This is a genomic window from Georgenia alba (genome assembly GCF_042665525.1).
GTDB lineage: Bacteria > Actinomycetota > Actinomycetes > Actinomycetales > Actinomycetaceae > Allobogoriella > Allobogoriella alba.
This window is the reverse complement of record NZ_JBHTCQ010000001.1, coordinates 2031255-2055895: the sequence shown is the minus strand read 5'-3', so window position 1 is coordinate 2055895 and position 24641 is coordinate 2031255. Positions and strand designations below refer to the sequence as shown.

Genomic DNA, 24641 nt, shown 5'->3' with positions numbered 1-24641 from the left:
ATAGGCTCCGTGCTGCGCGCTCTACTCCTCGAGAATCCCCACAACGACGCCGACGAGATCCTGTCCCGCGCCGGGTTCGAGGTGGTTCGGCACCCCGGGGCCCTCGAGGAGGAGGAGCTCGTCGCCGAGCTCGACGGCGTCGACGTCCTCGGCGTCCGGTCCGGCACGCAGGTCACCGAGCGCGTGCTGGAGGCCCGGCCGGACCTGCTGGCGGTCGGGGTCTTCGGCATCGGCACGAACCAGGTGGACCTGCGCGCGGCCGCCCGCCACGGCATCGCGGTCTTCAACGCCCCCTTCTCGAACACCCGCTCGGTGGTCGAGCTCGCGGTCGGAGAGATCATCGCGCTGACCCGGCGGCTCACCGTCCGGGACAAGGCCCTGCATGGCGGCACCTGGGACAAGACCGCGACCGGCTCGCGCGAGGTCCGGGGCAAGACCCTCGGGATCATCGGCTACGGGAACATCGGCACCCAGCTGTCCGTCGTGGCCGAGGCGCTCGGCATGCGCGTCGTCTTCTACGACACCGCGGAGAAGCTCGCGCTGGGCAACGCCCGGCGGATGGGCTCGCTCGCCGAGCTGCTCGCCGTCGCCGACGTGGTGACGCTGCACGTGGACGGTCGCGCCGGGAACGCCGGCATGTTCGGTCGACGGCAGTTCGAGCAGATGAAGCACGGGGCGGCCTTCCTCAACCTCTCCCGCGGTTTCGTCGTCGACTACGGCGTGCTGCGCGAGAAGATCCTCGACGGGTCCATCTCGGGTGCCGCCGTCGACGTGTTCCCGGACGAGCCGCGACGCAACGGTGAGCCGTTCGAGTCCGAGCTGCGGAACCTGCCCAACGTCATCCTCACCCCGCACGTGGGCGGCTCCACCCAGGAGGCTCAGGAGAACATCGGCCACTTCGTGGCCGGCAAGCTCGCGTCCTACGCACGGGCCGGGTCGAGCGACCTGTCGGTCAACCTCCCCCGCCTCACGCTGCCGCCCTCGGACGCGGCGCGCTACCGCATCGCGTTCGTGCACCGGAACACCCCCGGCGTCCTGGCCCTGGTCAACCAGACGTTCGCCGAGCACGGGGCGAACATCGAAGGGCAGATCCTCGGGACGCTGGGCGAGATCGGCTACGTCATCACCGACATCGGCTCGGAGCTGCCGGCAGAGGCCGTCGCGGCGGTCGAGGAGATGGAGGACACGATCCGTCTGCGTGTGCTGCGGCCGCCTGCCGCGCAGAGCACGAGCACGAAGCGGTAGCCCGAGCCCCGCCCGGCGGCGGCCCCGCCGGCCGCAGCCCACCCGCACAACGACACAAGGAGTCCGGATGTTCGTCCCCGCCGCCGACCGCTACGAGTCGATGACCTACCGCCGGTGCGGCCGCAGCGGCCTGGACCTCCCTGCGATCGCCCTGGGACTGTGGCAGAACTTCGGCCGGGCGACCCCGTACGGCACCCAGCGCGAGATCGTGCTGCGCGCCGTCGACCTCGGGATCACCCACATCGACCTCGCCAACAACTACGGACCGCCGCCGGGGGCCGCCGAGGAGAACTTCGGACGCATGCTCGCCGAGGACCTGCCGGGCCTGCGCGACGAGCTGGTGATCTCCACCAAGGCCGGGTACCTCATGTGGCCCGGCCCCTACGGCGAGGGCGGTTCGCGGAAGTACCTCCTGGCCTCGCTCGACCAGTCGCTCGAGCGGATGGGACTGGACTACGTCGACATCTTCTACAGCCACCGGTTCGACCCGACAACGCCGCTGCGTGAGACTCTCGGCGCGCTGAAGACCGCGGTCGACTCCGGGCGGGCTCTGTACGCAGGCATCTCGTCGTACTCGGCCGAGCGCACCCTCGAGGCGCTCGAGGTCGCGGACGACATCGGCCTCGACATCCTCGTCCACCAGCCCTCGTACTCCCTGCTCAACCGATGGGTCGAGGACGGCGACCCGAGCGTGCTCGACGTCCTGGGGAGCTCCGGGATGGGTGCGGTGGTCTTCTCCCCGCTCGCACAGGGCATGCTGACGGACAAGTACCTCGAGGGCGTCCCCGAGAACTCCCGGGCCGCCCAGGACGCCTCGCTCCGTCGGAACTTCCTCGCACCCGAGGTCCTCGACCGAGTGCGCGCCCTCAACGAGATCGCCGGGAGCCGTGGCCAGTCGCTCGCCCAGATGGCGCTCGCCTGGGTGCTGCGCGACCCACGGGTGACGACAGCGCTCGTCGGGGCATCCAGCGTGGCGCAGCTCGAGGACTCGGTGGCGGCGCTGGAGAACCTCGACTTCAGCGAGTCCGAGCTGGCCGCGATCGACGAGCATGCCGTCGAGGCCGGCATCAACATATGGGCGCCGCGATCCTCCGACCTGTAGGTCGGTCGGGGCATCGGAGAGATGGTGGCCGTCGGCGGAGGCGGCTTCCCCTCCGCCTCCACCGACGGCAGTCAGTGGGCCGTGGCCTCCTCGGCCTGACCGGCTGTGTCCAGCGTAGCGGACGGCTCGGATCCGTCCACCGCCGGCCCGTGCGCAGCGTCCGGCCGTTCGGCGTGGTCGGCGCGGAGGTTCGCGATGGCCGCCTCGAAGTCCTCGAGGCTGCTGAACGCCGAGTAGACGCTGGCGAACCGCAGGTAGGCCACCTCGTCGAGCCGGCGGAGCGGCTCGAGGATGGCACGGCCGATCTCGTCCGCCTCGACCTGCGCGGCGCCGGTCGCGCGCACGTTCTCCTCCACCTGCTGGGCGAGCAGCGCGAGGTCGTCGTCGGAGACCGGCCTGCCCTGGCAGGCCTTGCGGACGCCTGCGATCACCTTGTCCCGACTGAAGGGCTCCGACGCACCGGAGCGCTTGACCACCGTCAGGCTGGCGGTCTCGACCGTGCTGAACCGCCGACCGCACGCCGGGCACTGGCGGCGGCGCCGGATGGCCGAGCCGTCGTCCGCCGTGCGCGAGTCCACCACACGCGTGTCCGCGCGGCGGCAGAACGGACAGTGCACCGTGGAACTCCTCCCTGGACGTCGTGGCCGCCGGTGGTTCCCGGTCGCCAGGGCCGGAAGGTCCCCGGCCGTGCGGACGCCTGAGGCACGGTAGGTCGGCACTCCGCGCGGGCGCAACCGAATCAGCCCCGCGGCACCTGCAGCTGCTGCCCGGCGTGCACGCCGGAGGAGGACAGGCCGTTGAGCTCGGCGATCCGGGCGACGACGTCCCGGACGTCCTCGCCCGGGTCCGCCTCGGCCTGGGCGACGCTCCACAGGCTCTCGCCCGGCGCCACCGTCACGGTGGCGGTCTCGCCGAGACCGGCCGGCTGCGTGGCGAGCGCTGCCCAGCTGCCCACGGCCACCGAGACCGATCCCGCGGCGAGCAGGGCGAGCGTGGCGACGGCACGGCGGCCGCGGCGGGTCAGGCGCAGGCCGGTGGAGGGGGCCTCGCACCGCGCACGCCCCGGCTCGGCCAGGTCCTTCGGGGCCCGTGCCGGCGCGGGACGGGGCACGAAGCCCGGTCCGACGAGCTGCAGGTGCTTGCGCCGCGGAGCGCGCGACGGGAAGGGCGCCACCGGGTGGACGGTCAGTGCGCTCATGCGTGAACTCCGATCTTGTCGAACGCGTGTTCGTCGAACGTCTGTGCGTCACCGTAGAGGACCTCGCCCACATCTGTCGAACATCTGTTCCCGACACGCCGTCGAACAGCTGTTTGATCTTGTGGTCCGCGCCTCTTACGCTGACGTTCGAGAGCACATCACCGACCACTGACACGGACGTCGGCCGGGAGGACCCCGGCGCCGGACTTCTCGACGAAGGGACCCAGCCGTGAGCACCGTCTCCAGGCCCGACAAGAGCGGTGGGCTCCCGGGCCCCCACCACCTGACCGAGCGGCAGAGCCTGATTCTCGTGACCATCCGCGAGGCGGTGGCCAGCCGTGGATACCCGCCGAGCATGCGGGAGATCGGCGAGGCGGTCGGCCTGACCAGCCCGTCCTCCGTGAAGCACCAGCTCGGCGCGCTCGAGCGGAAGGGCTATCTCCGGCGCGACCCGAACCGACCCCGCGCGATCGAGCTGACCCACGCGGAGGCCGGTCCCCTCGAGACCGGCGAGACACCCACGACCGAGAGTCGCTCGGGCGACGCACCGACCTTCGTGCCTGTCGTCGGCCGGATCGCCGCCGGCGGCCCGATCCTCGCCGAGCAGACGGTCGAGGACGTCTTCGCGTTGCCGCGACAGCTCGTCGGCGACGGCGAGCTGTTCCTGCTCCGGGTGGTCGGAGAGTCGATGGTCGACGCCGCGATCTGCGACGGTGACTGGGTCGTCGTGCGGCAGCAGAACGTCGCCGAGAACGGTCAGATCGTGGCGGCCATGATCGACGGCGAGGCCACGGTGAAGACGTTCCAGCGCAAGGACGGGCACGTCTGGCTGCTGCCGGAGAACCCGGCGTTCGAGCCGATCCCGGGCGACCACGCGCAGGTGCTGGGCCGCGTCGTCACGGTCCTGCGCAGCCTGTGACGGCCCCGGAGCCGGAGCCGGTCAGAATCCGAACTGCGCGCTGACGGCGCGAACCTTCTCGGCGCTGCGGCGCAGGGCGGCGAGCTCGTCGTCGCTCACGTCGGGCTCCAGCCTGCGCAGCACGCCGTCCTTGCCCACGATGCAGGGGACGGACAGGCACACCCCGGAGATCCCGAGGTAGTCCTCCAGCCGGGTCGAGACCGGCAGGATGCTGCGCTCGTCGCGCAGGACGGCCTCGATGATCCGTGTCACCGCGAGTCCGATCGCGTAGTTGGTCGCACCCTTGCCCTCGATGATCCGGTAGGCGGAGCTGACCACCTCCTCGGTGATCCGCTCCCGCACCGCCCGGTCGAGGACGCCCTCGGCACCTGTCCGCCTCCCCCACTCCAGCAGCGGGACCGCCCCGATGACGGCGGAGGACCACAGCGGCACCTCGGAGTCCCCGTGCTCACCGGCGATGTAGGCGTGGACGTTCTGGACCGCGACCCCGCACTCCCGGGCGACCAGGTACCGCAGTCGTGAGCTGTCCAGCACGGTGCCCGAGCCGAAGAAGCGCGTGGCGGGCAGGCCGGAGATCTGCAGACCCGCGTAGGTCACGACGTCCACGGGGTTGGCGACCATGACGACGGTGGCCTCGGGCGCGACCGCCACGAGCCTGGGCACCAGGTCGCGCATGATCCCGATCGTGGCGCCGGCGAGGTCGAGGCGCGACTGCCCCGGCTTCTGCTTGGCACCGGCCGTGATCGCCACGACGTCCGCGTCCCGGCAGATCTCCACGTCGTCCGACCCGTCGACCGTGCCCATCGGGGTGAACGCGACCCCGTGCGCGATGTCGAGGGCCTCGGCCTCGACCCGAGCCCGGTCGACGTCGTAGAGGACGACCTCGCGGGCGGCACCGCGCACGAGGCACGCGTAGGCCAGGGTCGAGCCGACGGCGCCGGCCCCGACCACGGCGACCTTGCTGCGGCGCCGATCCCCGCCGGGCGGGCGGGGGCCGGGCACGTGGGCGTCGGTCGGCTCGGTCATGGCGCCCAGGCTACGACCGCGCCGGCTGCGGCGGCGCGCTATCCGCCGTCGCGCCGAGGCGGCGCAGCGCCGCCCGGGTGACCTCGCCGTCGTGCGTGCGCCACAGGGGCGGCATGGAACGGACGAGGAAGCTGCCGTACCTCGCCGTGGCCAGACGCGGGTCGAGCACGGCGACGACGCCCCGGTCCTGCGTGGTCCGTACCAGCCGGCCCGACCCCTGCGCCAGCAGGAGCGCGGCGTGCGTGGCGGCGACGGTCATGAAGCCGTTGCCGCCGGCCGCCGCGACCACCTCGGACCGGGCGGAACGGACCGGGTCGTCGGGCCGCGGGAAGGGGATCCGGTCGATGACGACGAGCCGGCACGTCGGGCCGGGCACGTCCACGCCCTGCCACAGGGACAGCGTTCCCATGAGGCTCGTGGCCTCGTCCTCGGCGAAGGCACGCACCAGCGACGGGAGCTGGTCCTCGCCCTGGCACAGCACAGGCGTGTCCAGCTCCGCCCGCAGACGCTCGGCGGCGACCTCCGCGGCCCGGCGGGAGGAGAAGAGGCCGAGGGTCGCCCCTCCCGCCGCACGGACCAGCTCGACGAGCTCCCCCAGGGCCTCCTCCGACGGGCCGTCCCGCCCCGGCGGTGGCAGGTGGCGGGCGAGGTAGAGGATGCCCTGGCGCGGGTAGTCGAACGGGGAGCCGACGTCGAGACCGGTCCACCCGCCGTCATCGCCGAGCGTCAGGCCGAGGGACCGGGCCATCGGGTCGAAGGTGCCGCCGAGAGCGAGGGTGGCCGAGGTGAGCACGGCGGTGCGGCCGGTGAGCAGGTGGTTGGCGACGGGTCCGGCGACGTCCAGGGGCGCGATGCGCAGCCGGGGCTGCTCCAGGCCACCGCGGGGTCGCTCGCACCAGAGCACGTCGCGCCGTGCGGGCACCCCGTCGCCCAGCAGCCGCTCGGCGACCTCGTGCAGCGTCAGCATCGCGGACCGGGCGGTGGCGACGGCGCCCGCCTCCTCGGTCCCGCCGGGCTCGCCCTTCATGGCGCTCATCGCCTCACGCGTGCCCGCCTCGAGGAGCACGACGGCGTCGCGCAGCGCGGCGGGCAGCCCGTCGGCGAGCCGCCCGTCCGGGACCACCTCGAGCCGGCCGCGGAGTGCCTCCGTGGCTGCGTCGAGCCGTTCCAGTGCGTCCGACGCACCCGAGAGGTGCCGCCGGGCGAGACGCGTCGTGCGCTCGACCACGCCGGCGCTCAGCTCACCGGTCGCCTGGGCGGTCACGCGGTCCGCGAGCTCGTGCGCCTCGTCGACGACGAGGACGTCGTGCTCGGGCAGGACGTTCGGCGAACCGGCTGCAGCGATGCCGAGCATCGCGTGGTTGGTCACCACCACGTCCGCGCCGTGCGCCGCACGACGGGCCTGCTCCGGGAAGCACTCCTCGAGCATCGGGCAGCGTCCGCCGAGGCACTCGAGCTTGGTCACCGAGACCTGCCGCCAGGCACGCTCGCTCACGCCGGGGACGAGATCGTCCCGGTCTCCGGTGTCGGTCTCCTCGGCCCAGCCGCGCAGGCGGAGGATCTGCTCGCCGAGGCTGCCGCGCTCGCCGACGGCGGGCGGCTCGCCACCCGCCAGGCCGCCGGTTGCCGCGGAGACCTCGAAGAGGCCGGGCTCCTCCTCCGCCGGGTAGCCGCCGGCGACCTTGTGCTTGCAGAGATAGTTGTTCCAGCCCTTGAGCAGGGCGACGTCGGGCCGTGTCCCGGTGCGCGCCCGCACCGCCTCCGCCACGACGGGTGCGTCATGCGTGAGGACCTGCCGCTGCAGCGCCAGGGTGGCGGTCGAGATGACCGCCCGACGCCCCGACTCGACCGCGTCGGTGAGGACCGGCGCGAGGTAAGCCAGGGACTTGCCCGTGCCCGTCCCGGCCTGGACGAGGAGGTGGCTGCCCTTCTCGAGCGCGTCGGCGACCGCCCGGGCCATCCGCTCCTGTCCCTCGCGCGGCGCGCCCCCGACCGCGGTGACGGCGTCGCCGAGGACGCCCTCGACCTGTGCGCTGCCCACCCGGGCCTCAGGACGCCGAGCGTGCGCTGCCGGCCGCGGTCGCGTCGACGTCGCGCAGCGCCGCGGCGAGCTCGGGCCCGACCCGGGCGTGCAGGCGGGTGCCGACGTCGAGGAACTCCTCGGTGAGGATCTCGCCCACCGAGTGGGTGCGGGAGACGAGGTCGCCCCGTGCGTACGGCACGACGACGTCGATCTCCTCCGTGGGGCGCGGCAACGTCTCGGCGATCTGCTCCTGGAGCTGAGCCACCCCCTGCCCGGTCCGCGCGGAGACGACGACCGCGTCCGGCAGTCGGGTGCGCAGGGCGACGAGGTCCTCCGGGTCGGCCAGGTCGGCCTTGTTGAGGACCACGAGCTCGGGCAGGTCGGCGCCACCCGGCAGGTCGGCGAGGACGGACCGGACCGCCTTGACCTGGCTCTCCGGGTCCGGGTGGGACGCGTCCACCACGTGCAGGAGCAGGTCCGCCTCGGCCGCCTCCTCCAGGGTCGACCGGAAGGCCTCGACGAGCTCGGTGGGCAACGACCGGACGAACCCGACGGTGTCGGCGATCGTGTAGAGCCGCCCGTCCGGCGTCGAGGCCCGCCGGACCGTCGGGTCCAGCGTGGCGAACAGCGCGTTCTCCACGAGCACGCCGGCCCCCGTCAGCCGGTTGAGCAGCGAGGACTTGCCGGCGTTGGTGTAGCCGACGATCGCGACGGACGGGATCTGGTGATGCCGCCGCATCCCGCGCTTGGCCTCGCGGGCGGGCGCCATCTCCCTGATCTGCCGACGCAACCGGGCCATGCGCGTGCGGATGCGTCTGCGGTCCAGCTCGATCTTGGTCTCACCGGGGCCGCGGGACCCGATCCCCGCACCTCCGGCCACGCGTCCGCCCGCCTGCCGCGACATCGACTCACCCCAGCCGCGCAGGCGCGGGAGCAGGTACTCGAGCTGCGCGAGCTCGACCTGTGCCTTGCCTTCGCGGGACTTGGCGTGCTGGGCGAAGATGTCGAGGATCAGGGCGGTCCGGTCGATGACCTTGACCTGGACGATGTCCTCCAGGGCACGCCGCTGGGACGGGCTGAGCTCGCCGTCGACGATCACGGTGTCGGCGCCGACGGCACGGACGAGGTCGGCCAGCTCGGCCGCCTTGCCGGACCCGAGGTAGGTGCCGGGATCCGGTGCCGTGCGCCGCTGGAGGAGGCCGTCGAGAACCTGCGACCCCGCGGTCTCGGCGAGCGCGGCGAGCTCGCGCAGGGAGACCTCGGCGGCCGCGGCGGTGCCGGTGGACCACAGGCCGACGAGGACGACCCGCTCGAGCCGGAGCTGCCGGTACTCGACCTCCGTGACGTCCTGCAGCTCGGTGGACAGTCCGCCGACGCGCCGCAGGGCCGCGCGCTCCTCCCGGTCGAGCTGGTCGCCGTCGAGCTCGGACCCGTCGGCCTCACGTCCCTGCAGCGCCGTGCCGTCGGCCGACGTCACCGACGGGGCACGCGCGAGGATGCGAGCGACCACGTCCTCCGCCGCCTGCTGGTCGGCGGGCGAGACGCCGCCGTCCCTGGTGGGCAGATGGTGGTCGGTGCGTGCCATGGTGTCCTTCCGTCGCCTGCCCCAAGGATCCCACGTCGGCTGTGGCGTTGCCATCCCTTTGCACAGCCGGCGCGAGCCCCTCCCCGCGCTAGCGTTGCGTGCGTGAGCACCCAGGAGCACTACTTCTCCGGCGAGCCCGCCTCCACCGGCGACCTGCGGCCGCTCCGGGTGCGGCTCCGCGGCCGCGAGGTCGCGGTGCACACCGCGTCCGGGGTCTTCTCCGGGGACCGGCTGGACCCGGGGACGCGGGTGCTGCTCGACGCGGTCGAGGACCCGCCGCCCGAGGGCACCCTGGTCGACGTCGGCTGCGGGTGGGGGCCGCTCGCACTGGCGATGGCGCAGGCCTCCCCCGGCGCGGACGTGCTCGCCGTGGACGTCAACGCCCGCGCCCGGGACCTGACGTCCCGGAATGCGGCGGGACTGGGCTTGACGAACGTCACAACGATGTCGCCCGAGCAGGCGCTGGAACGCCTCGGGGATCCCGCGGGCGGCCCGGGCGGCATCGACGAGATCTGGTCGAACCCGCCGATCCGGATCGGCAAGGGCCCGCTGCACGCGCTGCTGACCACGTGGCTGGGGCGGCTGGCACCGACCGGGAGGGCGCACCTGGTCGTGCAGCGCAACCTCGGCGCGGACTCGCTTCACCGCTGGCTCGCCGACGAGGGGTTCGAGGTGACCCGCACGGCCAGCTCGAAGGGCTATCGGGTGCTGAGCGTCCAGGGCTCCGCCACGCGCTGAGTCCCCGCAGGGCCCGGCAGACCGAGGACCGGCCCGCTTCAGCGCAGGACGACGTCGGCGGTCAGCTCGGCGGGCCCGGTGAGGAAGACCCGCTCACCGCCGTCGGTGTCGGGCTCCACGCGGACCCGCACCTCGCCGCCGGGCACGAGGACCCGCCAGAGATTCGGCGAGCCGGTGCCGCCCCAGGTCCGGACGGCGAGCGCGGCCGCGCACGTCCCGGTCCCGCAGGAGCGGGTCTCTCCCACTCCGCGCTCCAGCACCCGCATGCGCACGGTGCCGACCGGCGCCCCGTCCTGGACGCCCTCGCCGAGCGGCACGACGAGCTCGAGGTTCGTCCCCTCGGGCGGCACCGGTTCGTAGGTGGGGGCGAGCGGCCCGTCCAGCGTGAGGTGGGCGGTGCCGAGCGACGCCTCGTCGGGCAGGGCGACGACGGTGTGCGGGTTGGGCACGGCGACCCGTAGCCCCCCGCGCGGCCCGTCCAGGCCGGGGATCTCGACGACGACGTCGTGGCCCTCGGCCGCGGCCCGCGCGCCGCCGGGCAGCCACCAGGTGCCCATGTCGACGGTGTACTGCTCGCCCTCGCGGGTGACCCGCCGGGCACCGCCACGGGTGCCGACGACCACGGACTCGCCGTCGGGCAGGTCGACGAGGCCCGCGGCACGCAGGTAGTGCACGAAGACGCGGATGCCGTTGCCGCACATCTCGGCGTAGGAGCCGTCGGCGTTCCGGTAGTCCATGAACCACTCGGCCTCGGGGCTCTCCCGCAGCACCTCGGCGCCCGCCGTGATCTCCCGGGACCGGACGACGCGCAGGATGCCGTCGGCGCCGACGCCGGCGTGCCGGTCGCAGACGGCGCGCACGTCCTCCGGGGCGATGGTCAGGGCGCCGTCGGGGTCGGGCACGAGCACGAAGTCGTTCTCGGTGCCGTGCCCCGTGGTCAGCGTGGTGCCGGCCAGTGCGTGCGAGATGGTCATGCCCGCAGGGTACGCAGCGCGGCGGCCAGCGTGTCGGCAGGGTCGACGTCCTCCCCGCCCGGCAGCCAGTGGATCCGAGGGTCGCGACGGAACCACTTCTCCTGGCGACGGGCGAGCTGGCGCGTTGCCCGCGCGACGGACTCGACGGCTTCGGAGGCGCTCATGCGGCCGGCGAGCACGTCCTGCGCCTGCGCGTAGCCGACGGCGCGGGAGGCGGTCGCGCCCCGGGCCAGGCCCGCCTGAAGGAGCCGTTCGGTCTCCTCCAGGAGGCCGCCGTCCATCATGGTCCGCGCTCTCGCGCCGATCCGGGCGTCGAGCTGGTCGCGGGGGATGTCGATGGCCATCTGGATCGTGGGCGTGACGTAGACCTGCTCGGGCATGGAGGCGGCGTAGGGGCGGCCGGTGACCCGGACGACCTCGAGCGCCCGGATCACGCGACGGGTGTTGCGCGGGTCGATCCGGCTCGCCGCCGCGGGGTCGCGAACGGCGAGCTCGTCGTGCAGGTGGCGTGCCCCGAGGCGGTCGGCGCGATCCTCCAGCTCGGCGCGAACGGACGGGTCGGTCGCCGGAAACTCGAGCCGGTCCAGCACCGCCCGGACGTACAGGGCGGACCCGCCGGCGAGGATCGGGGTCCGCCCGCGGTCACGGATCGCCGCGACGTCGGCACGGGCGTGCCGCTGGTACGCGGCGACGGCGGCCTCCTCGGTGACGTCGAGGACGTCGAGCTGGTGGTGGGCGATGCCGCGGCGCTGCTCGGGGGGCACCTTGGCCGTGCCGATGTCCATGCCGCGGTAGAGCTGCATGGCGTCCGCGCCGACGATCTCGACGGCATCCGGGCCACCGAGGGCGTCCGCGAGGTCGAGCGCGAGGTCGGACTTCCCGCTGGCGGTCATCCCCACGACCGCGACGAGTGGCTCCGGCGTTCGCACCCGGTCACGGTACCGACCGGTGGGACCGCTCTTCGGCGCGGTGGGGCCCGACCGATAGTCTCGATGCCATGGCGCGGACCGGGGCGTTCGGTGACGGCCGCCGACACACGGGGCGTGCGGCGCAGGACGAGGTGCTCGACACCGTCGCACCGCTGACGCGCGCCCGTGTGGCCGACGCCCTCCTGGAGCTGGAGTATCCGCTGTTCCATGACGCGAACGGCGACCTGGGCGTGCTGTGGTCGCAGGCGGCCTTCCACGTCTACCTGCTCGGCGACGACGAGTCGGTCCTCCAGGTGCGCGGCGCCTGGCACCGCCGGCTCGCGCTGGAGCGCCTGGGCGAGGTGCTGGCGCTGCTCGACGCGTGGAACCGGGACTACATGGGCCCGAAGTGCTACGTCCGGGTCCTTGACGACGGGTTCCTGTCCGTCGTCGCGGAGACCTCGACGCCGCTCGCGGCCGGGGTCAGCGACCGGCAGCTGATGCGCCTCGTCGAGCGTGGTGTGGGGCACGGGCTGCGCGTCATGCGCGCCCTGGAGGAGCGCTACCCCGACCCGGCCGCCCACGCACCTCGGGACGTGCTGTGAGCTGGGTGCAGCGGTTCGTCCGGCGTCGCGCCGCGGCGCGACCGGACGCGCGCGAGATGCTGACCCGCGCGAACTCGCTGCTGCGCCGTCGTCCGGAGAACGCCTCGCCGGTGACCTCCCGACGCCTCCGGGAGATCGTGACCGCCCGCGGTTACCACGTGCGGGTGGAGCCGGACGCGTCGCTGACAGGCCTGTGGGACGGCTACCCGTTCCGGCTGCGCCTCGCGGGCGAGGGGCAGCACAACCTCAGCGTGCTGGGGACATGGGGGCGGACGGTGCCGGACGAGCTGCGCGGGGCCGTCGCCCAGGCGGTCAACGACTGGAACCGGGACAAGATCTGGCCCACGGTCTTCACCGTCACCGACCCGACCGGGACGACGGTCCGGACCGAGGTGCACGCCGACGTCGGGGCGGGCGCCACCGACCGGCAGCTGGTGGAGCTGGTCGAGGCCGGGCTGACGGCGGGCGTGCAGTTCTTCCAGGCGCTCGGGGGCTCCATGCCGGCGGCAGAGGAGCCCTGACTACCGCCGCACGGCCGGCATGCCGAGCGAGACCGGCCCGCCGGCACTCTGCTCGGCTGCGCCGTGCGTCTGGGCGTCGGGGGCCTGCGCAGCGGCCCAGGCGTCACCGGCACGGGTCCGGCGCAGCCGGTAGGTCCCCCCGGTGAGGGCCGAGTCGGCGACCAGGTGGTGCGGGGCGCCGTGGGTGACTTCGACGGAGACCATGTCGCCGGGCCGGGGCCGTTCGCCGTCGGGAAGGTCCGGCGGCAGGGCGACGTGCACGAGCCGGTTGTCGGCGGCGCGTCCGGTGACCCGGTGGGTGACCTCGTCCTTGCGTCCCTCCCCCTCGGCGACCAGGACGTCGACCGTCCGGCCGACCTGTGCCTCGTTCTCCTCGGTGGAGATCCGCTGCTGCAGCGCCACGAGGCGCTGGTACCGGTCGGCGACGACGTCGGCGGGCACCTGCGGCAGGTCCGCGGCCGGGGTGCCGGGCCGCGGGGAGTACTGGAACGTGAACGCCGAGGAGAAGCGCGAGGCCTCGACGACCTCGAGGGTCTGGGCGAAGTCTGCCTCGGTCTCCCCCGGGAACCCGACGATGATGTCCGTGGTCAGCGCCGCATCGGGCATCGCCGCGCGCACCCGGTCGATGATCCCGAGGTAACGCGCGCGGCGGTATGAGCGGCGCATGGCCCGCAGGATCGTGTCCGACCCGGACTGCAGCGGCATGTGCAGGCTGGGCATGACGTTCTCAGTCTCCGCCATGGCGGCGATGACGTCGTCGGTGAAGGCCGCCGGGTGAGGCGAGGTGAACCGCACGCGCTCCAGACCCTCGATCGTGCCGCACGCGCGTAGCAGCTTGGCGAACGCCCCGCGGTCGCCGAAACCGACGCCGTAGCTGTTGACGTTCTGCCCGAGCAGCGTCACCTCGATGGCGCCCTGGGCGACGACGGCCTCGACCTCGGCGAGCACGTCGCCCGGCCGCCGGTCGCGCTCCTTGCCCCGCAGGTGCGGGACGATGCAGAAGGTGCACGTGTTGTTGCAGCCGACCGAGATCGAGACCCATGCCGCGTAGGCGGATTCCCGCTTGGTCGGCAGGGTCGACGGGAAGACCTTGAGGGACTCCTCGATCTCCACCTCGGCGCGCCGGTTGTGCCGGGCGCGGTCCAGCAGCGCGGGCAGGGCGTCGAGGTTGTGGGTGCCGAGCACCACGTCGACCCAGGGCGCCTTGTCGACGATGCCCTTGCGCATCTGCTGCGCGAGGCAGCCGCCGACGGCGATCTGCATGCCGGGCCGATCTCGCTTCACCGCGGCGAGCTGACCGAGGTTGCCGAACAACCGAGTGGCCGCGTTCTCCCGCACCGAGCAGGTGTTGATGATGACGACGTCGGCTCCCCCGTCACCGGCGTCGGTGGCCCGTGCGGCCGCCTCGGGGACCTCGGAGACCGGTCGGTAGCCGCGCTCCTCGAGCAGCCCGGCGAGGCGCTCGGAGTCGTGCACGTTCATCTGGCACCCGAGGGTCCGCACGAGGTAGGTGCGGTGCGCGCCGTCCGCGGCCCGGGCGGCCGACGCGGCGGTCGTGGTGGTGGACATCGCCCGGAATTCTACGTTCCTCCGCAGCCGGAACCGTGCGGATTCCGACCCGGCTCTGTGTCCACACTGTTACCGACGTGGGCGACCCGGAAATCATGAGCACGTTAGGTTGACCTCCATGACAGAAACGGACGAGACCGTCGGACCGGCGTCAGGGCCGGCTGCCGCCTACGCCACGGCCGCACCCGGATCTCCGCTCGTGGTGCTCGAGCGTGTCAACAAGCACTTCGGCTCGCTGCACGTGCTGCAGGACATCGACCTGACCGTCGCGCGCGGTGAGGTCGTCGTGGTCATCGGCCCGTCCGGGTCGGGCAAGTCGACCCTGTGCCGGGCGATCAACCGCCTGGAGCCGATCGACTCCGGCTCGATCACCGTGGACGGCAAGGAGTTGCCCGAGGAGGGCAAGGCGCTGGCGCAGCTGCGGGCCGAGGTCGGCATGGTGTTCCAGCAGTTCAACCTCTTCGCCCACAAGTCGATCCTCGAGAACGTCACGCTGGGGCCGATCAAGGTCAAGGGCGTCCGGCCGGCCGAGGCGAAGGAGCAGGCGATGGCGCTGCTCGAGCGGGTAGGCGTCGCGAACCAGGCGGAGAAGTACCCTGCCCAGCTCTCCGGCGGACAGCAGCAGCGCGTGGCGATCGCCCGTGCGCTGGCGATGCAGCCGAAGGTCATGCTCTTCGACGAGCCGACCTCGGCGCTGGACCCGGAGATGATCAACGAGGTCCTCGACGTGATGACCTCCCTGGCCCGCGAGGGCATGACCATGATCGTCGTGACCCACGAGATGGGCTTCGCGAGGCGCGCCGCGAACCGCGTCGTCTTCATGGATGCGGGGCAGGTCGTCGAGGAGAACGCTCCGGAGGAGTTCTTCGGGGCACCTCGCTCGGACCGCGCGAAGGACTTCCTGTCCAAGCTGCTCACGCACTGAGAAACCTTTCAACACTCCCGGCATGGGGGACCACTCGAAGGAGAACGACATGCGACGCACACGTACAGCAGGTGCCGCCCTGACGCTGGCGGCGGCGCTGGCGCTGACGGCCTGCTCGGCAGGCGAGCCGGGAGCCGGCGGCGACGGTGGCGGCGGTGACGGCGGCGGCGGAGGCGGCGAAGGCCTGACCGTCGGGATCAAGTACGACCAGCCGGGTGTCGGGCTCCAGGAGGGCTCGGAGTTCACCGGCATGGACGTCGACGTCGCGACCTACATCGCCGAGCACCTCGGTTACTCCGCGGACCAGATCGAGTTCGTCGAGGCGGTCTCCGCCCAGCGGGAGACGATGCTGCAGAACGAGACGGTCGACATGATCGTCGCGAGCTACTCGATCACCCCGGAGCGGGCCGAGCTCGTCACGTTCGCGGGACCGTACCTCGTGGCCGGACAGGACCTGCTCGTCGCTGCCGACGACAACGAGATCACCGGCCCGGACGCGCTGGACGGGAAGGTCCTGTGCTCGGCCGAGGGGTCCACGTCCGCGGAGCGCATCCGCGACGAGTACTCCGAGGGCGTCGAGCTGTACCCCGCATCCGGCTACTCCGAGTGCGTCGAGCTGCTCGCCGCCGGCACCGTCGACGCCGTCACCACGGACGACGCGATCCTCGCGGGCTACGCCGCGCAGGAGACCTACGCGGGCCAGTTCAAGCTGATCGGCAACCCGTTCTCCGAGGAGAACTACGGCGTCGGTCTCCCGCCCGAGTCGGACATGTGCGAGGACATCACGGCCGCGATCGAGCAGATGATCGAGGACGGGACGTGGGAGCAGATGGTCGCGGACAACTTCGGGGAGAACTACACCCCGAACCCCGACCTCAACCCGCCGACGCCCGAGGCCTGCGCCTGACCTGAGTGCCCGGGGCCGAGACCCGGCCCCGGGCCGGGCCCGGCCGCGCGCGCCCGCGCGCCCGCAAAGCGGACCGCGTCCCTCCCGCACACCGAAGGAGATCCGAGTGGGCTACCTCGCCGACATAGGCGACCTCCTGGGGCAGTTCGACGTCATCGGCGCGTTCTGGGTCAACATCCAGCTGACGTTCTGGGCGGCCGTGGTGTCGTTCGTCGTCGGACTCGTGCTCGCCGTCATGCGCGTCTCGCCCGCGCCGAGCCTGCGCTGGGCCGGCGCCGCCTACGTCAACGTCTTCCGCAACACGCCGCTGACCCTGATCATCCTCGCCTGCTCGATCGTCCTGTGGGGACAGCTGGGCATCATCCTCGTCCGCAACGAGGCCGGGCGGGTGTCGATCGAGCAGAACGGCTTCTGGCTCGCGGTGATCGGCCTGTCCGCCTACACCGCGGCCTTCGTGTGCGAGGCACTGCGCTCGGGCGTCAACACGGTGCCCGTCGGTCAGGCCGAGGCCGCACGGGCCATCGGACTCGGGTTCGGACAGTCGATCGGCCTGATCATCCTTCCGCAGGCCCTCCGCGGCGCGATCACCCCGCTGGGGAACACGCTCATCGCGTTGACGAAGAACAGCACGGTCGCGACGGCCGCGGGCGTGGTGCAGAGCGCCTCGGTGATGCGCCAGATGATCGAGATCAGGCCGGACACCGGCATCGCGATCTTCCTCGTGATCGGACTCGGGTTCGTCATCGTCGTGCTGCCGATCGGGATGCTCACGACCTACCTCTCGCGCCGGCTGGGGGTGGCCCGATGAGCAGCGTGCTCTTCGACGCGCCCGGTCCGCGGGCGCGACGGCGGATCCGGCTCGTCAACCTCGTCGGCGCCCTCGTGGTCCTCGGCGTCCTCGCATGGGTCGTCGCGGGGCTGGCACGGCAGGGCCAGTTCACCCCGCAGCGGTGGCAGCCGTTCCTCGAGACGTCGATCTGGCTCGACTACCTCGCCCTCGGCCTGTGGAACACCGTCCGGGCTGCGGCGATCTCCGTCGTCACCTCGCTCGTCTTCGGCCTCGTCTTCGGGCTGGGACGGCTCACGCACCTGGCGCCGGTGCGCTGGCTCTGCGGGGTCGTCGTCGAGTTCTTCCGCTCGATCCCGGTCCTCGTCATGATGATCTTCTTCTACGGGTTCCTGGCCGGCCTCGACATCGTGGAGCCCGCGCAGGCGCCGTTCGTCGCCGTCGTGCTCGGCCTGACCCTCTACAACGGCTCCGTGATCGCCGAGCTCGTGCGCTCCGGTGTCCACAACCTCCCGAAGGGCCAGCGCGAGGCGGGGCTCGCGATCGGGCTGACCCCCGCCCGCAGCCGGCGGATCGTCGAGCTGCCGCAGGCCCTCATCGCCATGATGCCCTCGCTGGTGAGCCAGCTCGTCGTCATCCTCAAGGACACCGCTCTGGGCCAGATTATCAGCTACAGCGAGCTGCTCCGGTCCACCCAGATCGCCTCGACGGCCTTCAGCAACGTCATCCCGGCCTTCATCGTGGCGGCGCTGATCTACATCGTCATCAACTTCGGGCTGACGTCGTTCGCCGGACGGCTGGCCCGGCGCCTGGACCGCCGCACGGCGGGGACGACTCGTCCGGCCGCGGTCGGGACGGCGGCCGCCGGTCTGGGCGGCAGTGCCGGACCCGAGGCCGCGCGACCGTAACGCGAGCTCAGTCGAGCGCGTCCCACTCCCCCGGTTCGGCAGCCGGGTCGACGCCGTCCTCGGCGAGCACCTCGTCGATGACGCGCATGGCGACACCCGCGCCGAAGCCCTTGCGGGCGAGCATGCCGGCCATGCGACGGCGCCGGACCTGCGGGGCGAGCCCGCGCGTCGAGCGGGCCTTCTTCTCCACGAGCCGCCGCGCGGCGTCCCGCTCGTCGTCGCCGTCGACCTGCTCCAGGGCGACCTCGGCGACCTCGGGGGCGATGCCCTTCCGGCGCAGCTCCACCGCTAGCGCACGCCGGGCGAGCCCGCGCTCGCCGTGCCGGGTGCGCACGAGCATGTCCGCGTAGGCCTGGTCGTCGACCAGCCCGACCTCGGTGAAGCGGTCGAGCACCTCGGCGGCGACGTCGTCGGGGACGTCCCGCCGGGCGAGGGCCTCCTCGAGCTGGGCGCGGCTGCGGGGCGCCGCGTTCAGCTGGTTCAGCGCGATCGTCCGGGCGACCTGCTCGTGGTCGGGCTCCTCGTCCTCCGCAGCGGCGCCCGCCTCCGGTGGCTCCAGGTCCGGGCGGCGGCGCCCGCTGCGCCGCCGCCCGGGTCCTCGGGTGGTCATGTCAGAAGTCGACCGGGACCTCGTCGGGCACCGTGACGTCGGCCGGCTCCTCCGCGGGGTCCTGGAGCACACCGAGGCGGGTGAGGAGCTTCCGCTCGATCTCCTCGGCCAGCTCCGGGTTGTCCTTGAGGAACTGCCGGGCCTTCTCCTTGCCCTGGCCGAGCTGGTCGCCCTCGTAGGTGTACCAGGCACCGGACTTGCGCACGATGCCGTTCTCGACGCCGAGGTCGATGAGGCCACCCTCGCGGGAGATGCCCTGGCCGTAGAGGATGTCGAACTCCGCCTGCTTGAACGGCGGGGCCATCTTGTTCTTGACGACCTTGACGCGGGTCCGGTTGCCGACGGAGTCGGCCCCCTCCTTGAGGGTCTCGATCCGGCGGACGTCGAGCCGGACGGAGGCGTAGAACTTCAGGGCCTTGCCGCCGGAGGTGGTCTCCGGGGATCCGAAGAACACGCCCACCTTCTCGCGCAGCTGGTTGATAAAGATCGCGGTGGTGCCGGCCGCGGAGAGCGCACCGGTGATCTTGCGCAGCGCCTGGGACATCAGCCGGGCCTGCAGGCCGACGTGCGAGTCGCCCATCTCGCCCTCGATCTCGGCCTTCGGCACGAGTGCGGCGACGGAGTCGATGACGACGATGTCCAGCGCGCCGGAGCGGATCAGCATGTCCATGATCTCCAGCGCCTGCTCACCGGTGTCCGGCTGGGACACGAGCAGCGCATCGATGTCCACGCCCAGCTTCTTGGCGTACTCCGGGTCCAGCGCGTGCTCGGCGTCGATGAATGCGGCGATGCCGCCCGCCTTCTGCGCGTTGGCGACGGCGTGCAGCGCCACGGTGGTCTTGCCGGAGGACTCCGGCCCGTAGATCTCGACGACCCGGCCGCGCGGCAGGCCGCCGATGCCGAGGGCGGCGTCGAGCGCGACGGCGCCGGTGGGGATCACCTGGACCTTGGGACGGGCGGAGTCGTCCCCCAGGCGCATGATCGACCCCTTGCCGAACTGACGGTCGATCTGGGTGAGGGCGGCCTCGAGGGCCTTGCTGCGGTCGGCGGTCTGAGACGCGGCAACGGACATGTGGATCATCTTCTCCCTGGGCCGCCGCGCGGCCCTTCGGACGGACAGGGCTGGTCTCTTGGCAGGGCCCGCCCTCTCCGGACGGCTACCTGCAGGTGACGCTATGCCCGACCACAGACATCCGCCGGGCACTCTCTCGCCGCTGTGGACGAGGAGGTGCCGACGTCGTCACCTGTGGACGACACTACGACGAACGGATGTTCGATCACGGGTGCGACACGCCGCGATCGAGAACGTCGGTCGGGTGAAGAGACTCAGCGACGTCGCCGCGGATCGATGCGGTGGTGCCACCGCGCGGTCTCGCCGAGCTCCAGCTCGTCGCACACCGCGTCCCACACGCGGCGTGGCGGGACACCGGCGTCGAGCGCCTCGACCGCCGTCCGGCCTCCGGCACCCGGGAGCACGAGGTCCTGCGCCACCGACCGCCCGTAGGTCTCGCCCAGCACCTCGTCGACCACCTGCCAGAACTCCGAGTGCCTCACGTGCCCAGCCTGCCACCTGGTGGCGGACGGCGTCCGGATGGGGAGCTCTGCCCCTACCCCGCGCCGTCGCCGCTCCTTACTCTCCTCGACCATGAGCCGCACCGGGACCTCACGAGGACGCACGACCACCGTGGTCGTGCTCGTGGTCCTGGTGCCGCTGGTGGCCGCGCTGGCCTGGTGGCAGCCGTGGGTGGAGCGGGCCGAGCCGGGCCAGGTGTTCGACGTCGCGTCCGGGTCGGCCGAGGTCAGCGAGGCGCTCGGAGACCGCGTGGAGCTCGTCCTTCCCAGCGGCGCGACCGTCGACGCCGAGGTCGGCCGGCGGCAGGAACGCCTTCCGGAACATGCCGGGGACGAGGCGCCGCCCCGCGGCGGTTCTTTCCTCCCGATCAGTGTGGGCCTTCCCCTCGAACCACACCTCACCACCGGGCAGCTCGACGTGCCGGACGGCGGCACGCCGTCGCTCGAGGTGCGGGTGACGGCAGGTGACGTCCCGGTCCCGGTCCCCCGGGACGGTCAGCTGTACTACGTGGCGGTCGCGGGTGCCTCGGGCGGAGCCAGCGTCACAGTCACGTTCGACGGTGAGTCCCAGACGGCCATCTGGGACGGCGCGGGCAGGGTGAGCGTCGACGCCGGGAGGTTCGCCGAGGTGACACCCGACGTCGAGCTCGAGGCGTGGGAGGACGACCTCGACCACGACTGCGGCGAGCCCGAGCTGGACGGCACCTACCACCGCGTCGAGGACGGCGGTCCGGCCGTCCTCGCCTGCCGCCTGGCCGAGGTGTACCGGACGCCGTGGGTCAACCGGCTCGGTTGGGCACCGGACGGGCAGGTGTGGGCGGTCGGGCACGTGGACTTCCACGCCCTCAGCGCGCAGCTCGAGCGGCGGAACGGCGCGAGGACGGAGGCGGTGACCCTCGACTGGGACGCGGTGGAGGGCACCGACACCCCGCCGCCCGAGGTCCGCGTCGCCGGCGCCGACGCCGCCGCCTTCGCGACCCGGGACGACGAGCTGAACGCCGACTCCGACCTGCCGTGGCGCTTCGTCGCCGCGGTCGACGCCGCGCAGCCCTTGCCCGAGGCCGAGATCACCTACGGCTTCCCCATCATGGGCGCCGGCGGCGACCGGGACGGGTACCTGCGGGCCACCTGGACCGAACCGCTGGAGGACATGCGATGACGGCCGAGTCGCCCCGACGACCGCGCCGTGGGCGCACCACGGCCGTCGTCGCCGTCGCCGTGCTCCTCGTCACCGTCGTCGGGGGCCTCGCGTGGTGGCAGCCCTGGAACCGGGCAGCCACCGGGGAGGTGCTGCGGGGCGATCCTTCGGACGTGGACGGACGCGGCACCACGCTCACCCTCCCCACCGGGGAGATCGAGATCCGGGTCGGGCAGCCCCGGAACCGTCTCCCCGACGACGGGGCCCTCCCGCCGCTGGGTGGGTCCTTCGTCCCGGTGTCCATCTCGGCGTCGGCCCGAGCCGTGCTCTCGGTGCCGGGGGCGGGCGAGGTACCGGCGGCCCGCGTCGGCGTCTCGGCCGGTGGCTCGCGGTTCACCCTGTCGGGCTCGGACGACGGCGCCTACTACCTGGTGACCGGCGACCGGTCGAGCGACGTCACGATCACGGTCAGGTTCGACGGCGAGTCCCAGACGCTGACCGTCGGTGCGGACGGCACCGAGGTCGACGCGCGCCGGTTCGCCGACGTCGGCAACGCGCTGGAGGGGACGCTCGAGGAACGCACGTTCGAGTGCGGGGACGCGCGGGTGGCCGAGAGCGTCCGGGGCGGCGCCCCGGACGTCGTCGAGCCGCCACCCTTCGACTGCACCGTGCTCGCCGCGCGCCTCTCACCGTGGGTGCACGGGCTGGGCTGGGCACCCGCCGGTCAGGCCTGGTTGGTCGGCGACGTCGACCCCACCGTGCGGGGAAGCTTCTACTTCCGCGAGGTGACCTCCGCCGGCCCCCTGGCGCCGGTCACGTGGGAGGCGGCGGTGCAGATCGCACGCGACCGGTTGGACGCGAACGACACTCCGCCTCCCATCGTCCACCTGGGCCGGACGGAGGCGCAGACGGTGTTCCCGGCCGACGACACCCTCGGTGACCCGCTCACCTCGGCCGGCAACCCCTGGCGCTTCGTCGCCGCGGTCGACGCGGACGAGCCACTTCCGGACGCCGAGATCACCTACGGCTTCCCGGTGGAAGAACCCCGTGGTCCCTTCCCGGTCGACGACTTCGACGAGCACGAGCACGCCTCCTGGACAGTGCCCCTGGAGGTGCTGCGATGAGACCTGCCGTTCTCACCGGTGTCGTCGCGGTCGTCGTCGTGGCGGGCGTACTGGCCTGGATGCGGCCGTGGGAGGAGCTCGCGGACGCTGGTGACGTCGTCGCCGTGCCGGCGAACCTGGTCACCGGCGAGCCCACCGAGCTGCTGCTGCCGCTCGCCGGGCTCCGGGTCGTCGTCGGGGATCCCGTCACCGTGGCACCGGACCACTGGATCGGCGACGGCGACGCCGAGGACCGTCCGCCGCCCCCACCCCGCGGCGGGTCCTACCTGCCGGTGAGCATCGAGACGTTCATGCCTCAGACGCTCCACGCCACCCTCCTGCCGGGCGCGGACCAGGTGGAACCGGGCCTCGTCGTCGAGGCCGCCGGCACCCGCTTCGACCTCACCGACGAGCTCGAGCGGTCCTTCGGCGCCGACGGCACGCTCGTCCTCGAGGAGCGCGGCTTCTACCTCGCGGTCGACGACGAGCCGGACGGCGCGGCGATCACCGTGTCCTTCGACGGCGAGTCTCAGACGCTTCGTCCCGACGGCACGCTCGAGGACGGCCGCTTCGCGGTTCTGGGCGAACCGGCGCCGGCACGGCAGCACGACTGCGGGCCGCCCACCCTGCCGGACGGCGTTCACGTCGACCCGAGCCTGCCCCCGGACGGGCGGTACACGTGCCGGGTGAGCACCCCGGCCACCCTGCCCTGGGTCGGCGGGCTCGGCTGGGCGCCCGAGGGCAGCACCTGGCTGGTCCTCAGCCTGGTGCTGGAGCCGGCGTGGCGGCTGCGGGGACCCGGCGGCGTCGAGCTGCACCCGCAGATCGGCGCCGAGGACGAACCGCCGCCGACGGTCACCGTAGGCGGCACGGAGGCGACGAACGTGCACCGTCTCAACGACGCCGCCGGCACCCATACGATCCGGCACGTGGACGACCCGTGGCGGGCCGTCCACCTGGTGCGCGAGGACGCGCCGATGCCCGAGCTGTCCGTGACCTACCCCACCCCGTTCGCCGACCCGAGCCTCGACGTCCCGGCGACCTGGACCCTCGACCTGGAGACGCGATGACGCAGAGCGTGACCCCGACCGGCACGACGACCTCGCCCCGGAGGCGGTACTGGTCGCTCGCCGTTGCACTCGTGGCGGTGGCCCTGGTGGCGGCGCTGGTGTGGCGCGAGGACATCGTCGAGGCGGTCACACCCGAACCGAGGGCGGAGGCCGGGCAGGTCTTCCAGGTCTACACCACGCAGGTCCCGGGGGACGCCGAGATCGTCACGCTGCCCACGGCGCAGCTCGGGATCCACCTCGGCGAACCCGTCCAGCAGCTGCCGGCGGACGCGGCGGGGGCGTCGGAGGACGCCGGGCCGCTCCTGGCCCCGGAGGGCGGTGCCTACCTGCCCGTCGTGATCGGCACCGAGAGCATGGTCCCCTCGGCATGGATGCCCGGAGCCGAGCAGGTGCTGCCGGAGGTCGTGATCGAGTCCGGCGGGCAGCGCTTCGACCTGTCGTCGCAGGTCGCACGGGTGCTGCCGGCACGCTCCACCGGGCTGCTCGTCCCGATCCTGCCGGTCCTCGGCGTCTACCTTGCTGTGGACGGGCCGGGCTCGGACGCCACCGTGACCGTGACCTTCGACGGCGAGAGCCAGACCCTCCGTGCCGACGGCACGCTCGAGGCGGGTCGCTTCGAGACGATCGATCCGTCCGTGGAGCCTCGCTCGTCCGGCTGCGAGAGGGGTGAGCAGCCGCTCGACGGTCTCGTCACGTACATCCCCGAGGACTCCGGGGTCTTCTTCTACGGCAGCCCGTACGACCGCGGGCTCGGCAACTGCTTCCTCAACGGCATCGACACCGAACCGTGGGTGGCCGGCCTCGGCTGGGCGCCCGAGGGCAGCAGGTGGCTGACGATGGGGCTGCGTCTCGACATCGCCGACGACCAGCTCGTCGACGCCGACGACCGCTCGGTGCAGTGGGAGATCGTGGACGACGAGTCGGGCGAGGTGCGGGCACGGACCGGCGGCGAGGACGCGACCGTGTTCGCCACCGCCACGGCGCAGGACTGGGGCATGCAGGCCGATCCCTGGTCGTCCGAGTGGGTCATCGTCGTCCCGATCCCCGAGGACGCGGAACGGCCGCATGCGGAGCTGCAGTACGACCTGCCCGTCCAGCGCCCGGACAGCGGTGAGCCCGGATCGGTCACCGCGACCTGGCAGGTGGAGGTCCCGGTCGGGCCCTGACGAGCCGGCCGGGCCCGGCCGAGACTGCCGAGACGTCACCAT

General features: G+C 72.8%; 25 protein-coding genes. 14 read left to right on the top strand and 11 right to left on the bottom strand.

The annotated features are described in order from the left end of the window. The first annotated feature begins 9 nt into the window (after positions 1–9). Together serA and mgrA are read left to right on the top strand one after the other, a co-directional pair. A complete protein-coding gene (serA, locus tag ACFQQL_RS09510; protein WP_382393584.1) occupies positions 10–1245 on the top strand; it encodes a phosphoglycerate dehydrogenase in 1236 nt (411 codons plus the stop codon). A 67-nt stretch (positions 1246–1312) separates the two neighbouring features. Beyond that, positions 1313–2347: an L-glyceraldehyde 3-phosphate reductase gene (gene mgrA / locus ACFQQL_RS09505; RefSeq protein WP_382393582.1), complete on the top strand. Its 1035-nt coding sequence runs from the start codon at positions 1313–1315 to the stop codon at positions 2345–2347. Positions 2348–2418: 71 nt separating this feature from the next. On the opposite strand, the gene nrdR is transcribed toward mgrA, so the two are convergent. Then, on the bottom strand, positions 2419–2964 hold the full coding sequence (gene nrdR / locus ACFQQL_RS09500) for a transcriptional regulator NrdR (RefSeq protein WP_382393580.1): 546 nt from the start codon (positions 2962–2964) through the stop codon (positions 2419–2421). Between the two features lie 122 nt (positions 2965–3086). Next, positions 3087–3545 carry a LysM peptidoglycan-binding domain-containing protein gene (locus tag ACFQQL_RS09495; protein ID WP_382393578.1) on the bottom strand — a complete coding sequence of 153 codons (459 nt, stop codon included), beginning with the start codon at positions 3543–3545 and terminating at the stop codon, positions 3087–3089. Between the two features lie 229 nt (positions 3546–3774). Between ACFQQL_RS09495 and lexA the strand changes: the two genes are divergently transcribed. Further along, positions 3775–4464, top strand: a complete 690-nt coding sequence (gene lexA, locus ACFQQL_RS09490) for a transcriptional repressor LexA (protein WP_382393576.1) — start codon at positions 3775–3777, stop codon at positions 4462–4464. Positions 4465–4485: 21 nt separating this feature from the next. Here lexA and ACFQQL_RS09485 read toward each other — a convergent pair whose 3' ends face one another. From ACFQQL_RS09485 to hflX, 3 genes are read right to left on the bottom strand one after another with little or no spacing between them, the layout of a single operon-like run. Then, the gene (locus ACFQQL_RS09485) at positions 4486–5490 is read right to left on the bottom strand and encodes an L-lactate dehydrogenase (protein ID WP_382393574.1); all 1005 of its coding nucleotides are present in this window, start codon (positions 5488–5490) and stop codon (positions 4486–4488) included. A gap of 10 nt (positions 5491–5500) precedes the next feature. Continuing rightward, positions 5501–7531 carry an ATP-dependent DNA helicase gene (locus ACFQQL_RS09480; protein WP_382393572.1) on the bottom strand — a complete coding sequence of 677 codons (2031 nt, stop codon included), beginning with the start codon at positions 7529–7531 and terminating at the stop codon, positions 5501–5503. A 7-nt stretch (positions 7532–7538) separates the two neighbouring features. Continuing rightward, positions 7539–9098 (bottom strand): GTPase HflX, encoded by a 1560-nt coding sequence (gene hflX, locus ACFQQL_RS09475; protein ID WP_382393570.1) that lies wholly within the window; start codon positions 9096–9098, stop codon positions 7539–7541. Between the two features lie 102 nt (positions 9099–9200). On the opposite strand from hflX, the gene ACFQQL_RS09470 reads away from it, so the two are divergent. Further along, a complete protein-coding gene (locus tag ACFQQL_RS09470; RefSeq protein ID WP_382393568.1) occupies positions 9201–9836 on the top strand; it encodes a class I SAM-dependent methyltransferase in 636 nt (211 codons plus the stop codon). Positions 9837–9874: 38 nt separating this feature from the next. Here ACFQQL_RS09470 and dapF read toward each other — a convergent pair whose 3' ends face one another. Next, a complete protein-coding gene (dapF, locus tag ACFQQL_RS09465; RefSeq protein WP_382393566.1) occupies positions 9875–10810 on the bottom strand; it encodes a diaminopimelate epimerase in 936 nt (311 codons plus the stop codon). Beyond that, positions 10807–11739: a tRNA (adenosine(37)-N6)-dimethylallyltransferase MiaA gene (gene miaA / locus ACFQQL_RS09460; RefSeq protein WP_382393564.1), complete on the bottom strand. Its 933-nt coding sequence runs from the start codon at positions 11737–11739 to the stop codon at positions 10807–10809. The genes dapF and miaA overlap by 4 nt, the downstream gene beginning before the upstream one ends. Positions 11740–11807: 68 nt before the next feature. Between miaA and ACFQQL_RS09455 the strand changes: the two genes are divergently transcribed. Then, on the top strand, positions 11808–12323 hold the full coding sequence (locus ACFQQL_RS09455; RefSeq protein WP_382393562.1) for a type III secretion system chaperone family protein: 516 nt from the start codon (positions 11808–11810) through the stop codon (positions 12321–12323). Next, positions 12320–12844, top strand: a complete 525-nt coding sequence (locus ACFQQL_RS09450; RefSeq protein ID WP_382393560.1) for a type III secretion system chaperone family protein — start codon at positions 12320–12322, stop codon at positions 12842–12844. The genes ACFQQL_RS09455 and ACFQQL_RS09450 overlap by 4 nt, the downstream gene beginning before the upstream one ends. On the opposite strand, the gene miaB is transcribed toward ACFQQL_RS09450, so the two are convergent. Further along, a complete protein-coding gene (gene miaB, locus ACFQQL_RS09445) occupies positions 12845–14413 on the bottom strand; it encodes a tRNA (N6-isopentenyl adenosine(37)-C2)-methylthiotransferase MiaB (RefSeq protein WP_382393558.1) in 1569 nt (522 codons plus the stop codon). A 118-nt stretch (positions 14414–14531) separates the two neighbouring features. Between miaB and ACFQQL_RS09440 the strand changes: the two genes are divergently transcribed. The 4 genes from ACFQQL_RS09440 to ACFQQL_RS09425 all read left to right on the top strand — a co-directional run bounded on the left by ACFQQL_RS09440 (position 14532) and on the right by ACFQQL_RS09425 (position 17940). Further along, entirely contained in the window at positions 14532–15338 is an 807-nt protein-coding gene (locus ACFQQL_RS09440) for an amino acid ABC transporter ATP-binding protein (protein WP_382393556.1), read from the top strand. A gap of 49 nt (positions 15339–15387) precedes the next feature. After that, complete coding sequence (locus ACFQQL_RS09435; RefSeq protein WP_382393554.1) at positions 15388–16245, top strand: glutamate ABC transporter substrate-binding protein; 858 nt, start codon at positions 15388–15390, stop codon at positions 16243–16245. A gap of 106 nt (positions 16246–16351) precedes the next feature. Continuing rightward, on the top strand, positions 16352–17053 hold the full coding sequence (locus tag ACFQQL_RS09430; RefSeq protein WP_382393552.1) for an amino acid ABC transporter permease: 702 nt from the start codon (positions 16352–16354) through the stop codon (positions 17051–17053). After that, positions 17050–17940, top strand: coding sequence for an amino acid ABC transporter permease (locus tag ACFQQL_RS09425; RefSeq protein ID WP_382393550.1), 891 nt, complete (start codon positions 17050–17052; stop codon positions 17938–17940). Before ACFQQL_RS09430 ends, ACFQQL_RS09425 begins: the two co-directional genes overlap by 4 nt. 7 nt (positions 17941–17947) lie before the next feature. Here ACFQQL_RS09425 and ACFQQL_RS09420 read toward each other — a convergent pair whose 3' ends face one another. From ACFQQL_RS09420 to ACFQQL_RS09410, 3 genes are all read right to left on the bottom strand, one after another. Next, positions 17948–18550, bottom strand: coding sequence for a regulatory protein RecX (locus tag ACFQQL_RS09420; RefSeq protein WP_382393548.1), 603 nt, complete (start codon positions 18548–18550; stop codon positions 17948–17950). A gap of 1 nt (position 18551) precedes the next feature. Next, complete coding sequence (recA, locus tag ACFQQL_RS09415; protein WP_382393546.1) at positions 18552–19622, bottom strand: recombinase RecA; 1071 nt, start codon at positions 19620–19622, stop codon at positions 18552–18554. A gap of 254 nt (positions 19623–19876) precedes the next feature. Then, the gene (locus ACFQQL_RS09410; protein ID WP_382393544.1) at positions 19877–20104 is read right to left on the bottom strand and encodes a DUF3046 domain-containing protein; all 228 of its coding nucleotides are present in this window, start codon (positions 20102–20104) and stop codon (positions 19877–19879) included. Positions 20105–20195: 91 nt separating this feature from the next. Here ACFQQL_RS09410 and ACFQQL_RS09405 point away from each other — a divergent pair, with 91 nt between their 5' ends. The 4 genes from ACFQQL_RS09405 to ACFQQL_RS09390 are packed head-to-tail and all read left to right on the top strand — an operon-like array spanning position 20196 to position 24599. Beyond that, complete coding sequence (locus tag ACFQQL_RS09405; protein WP_382393542.1) at positions 20196–21281, top strand: hypothetical protein; 1086 nt, start codon at positions 20196–20198, stop codon at positions 21279–21281. Further along, a complete protein-coding gene (locus ACFQQL_RS09400; protein WP_382393540.1) occupies positions 21278–22384 on the top strand; it encodes a hypothetical protein in 1107 nt (368 codons plus the stop codon). Before ACFQQL_RS09405 ends, ACFQQL_RS09400 begins: the two co-directional genes overlap by 4 nt. Further along, the gene (locus ACFQQL_RS09395) at positions 22381–23433 is read left to right on the top strand and encodes a hypothetical protein (RefSeq protein ID WP_382393538.1); all 1053 of its coding nucleotides are present in this window, start codon (positions 22381–22383) and stop codon (positions 23431–23433) included. The genes ACFQQL_RS09400 and ACFQQL_RS09395 overlap by 4 nt, the downstream gene beginning before the upstream one ends. After that, positions 23430–24599, top strand: coding sequence for a hypothetical protein (locus ACFQQL_RS09390; RefSeq protein WP_382393536.1), 1170 nt, complete (start codon positions 23430–23432; stop codon positions 24597–24599). Before ACFQQL_RS09395 ends, ACFQQL_RS09390 begins: the two co-directional genes overlap by 4 nt. The last annotated feature ends 42 nt before the right edge of the window (positions 24600–24641 follow it).

Bases quoted from the DNA above. Each gene is read 5' to 3' on its own strand.
- mgrA (WP_382393582.1), top strand. From the start codon at position 1,313: ATGTTCGTCCCCGCCGCCGACCGCTACGAGTCGATGACCTACCGCCGG.
- ACFQQL_RS09495 (WP_382393578.1), bottom strand. From the start codon at position 3,545: ATGAGCGCACTGACCGTCCACCCGGTGGCGCCCTTCCCGTCGCGCGCT.
- ACFQQL_RS09485 (WP_382393574.1), bottom strand. From the start codon at position 5,490: ATGACCGAGCCGACCGACGCCCACGTGCCCGGCCCCCGCCCGCCCGGC.
- hflX (WP_382393570.1), bottom strand. From the start codon at position 9,098: ATGGCACGCACCGACCACCATCTGCCCACCAGGGACGGCGGCGTCTCG.
- dapF (WP_382393566.1), bottom strand. From the start codon at position 10,810: ATGACCATCTCGCACGCACTGGCCGGCACCACGCTGACCACGGGGCAC.
- ACFQQL_RS09455 (WP_382393562.1), top strand. From the start codon at position 11,808: ATGGCGCGGACCGGGGCGTTCGGTGACGGCCGCCGACACACGGGGCGT.
- miaB (WP_382393558.1), bottom strand. From the start codon at position 14,413: ATGTCCACCACCACGACCGCCGCGTCGGCCGCCCGGGCCGCGGACGGC.
- ACFQQL_RS09440 (WP_382393556.1), top strand. From the start codon at position 14,532: ATGACAGAAACGGACGAGACCGTCGGACCGGCGTCAGGGCCGGCTGCC.
- ACFQQL_RS09435 (WP_382393554.1), top strand. From the start codon at position 15,388: ATGCGACGCACACGTACAGCAGGTGCCGCCCTGACGCTGGCGGCGGCG.
- ACFQQL_RS09425 (WP_382393550.1), top strand. From the start codon at position 17,050: ATGAGCAGCGTGCTCTTCGACGCGCCCGGTCCGCGGGCGCGACGGCGG.
- ACFQQL_RS09420 (WP_382393548.1), bottom strand. From the start codon at position 18,550: ATGACCACCCGAGGACCCGGGCGGCGGCGCAGCGGGCGCCGCCGCCCG.
- recA (WP_382393546.1), bottom strand. From the start codon at position 19,622: ATGTCCGTTGCCGCGTCTCAGACCGCCGACCGCAGCAAGGCCCTCGAG.
- ACFQQL_RS09405 (WP_382393542.1), top strand. From the start codon at position 20,196: ATGAGCCGCACCGGGACCTCACGAGGACGCACGACCACCGTGGTCGTG.
- ACFQQL_RS09400 (WP_382393540.1), top strand. From the start codon at position 21,278: ATGACGGCCGAGTCGCCCCGACGACCGCGCCGTGGGCGCACCACGGCC.
- ACFQQL_RS09395 (WP_382393538.1), top strand. From the start codon at position 22,381: ATGAGACCTGCCGTTCTCACCGGTGTCGTCGCGGTCGTCGTCGTGGCG.
- ACFQQL_RS09390 (WP_382393536.1), top strand. From the start codon at position 23,430: ATGACGCAGAGCGTGACCCCGACCGGCACGACGACCTCGCCCCGGAGG.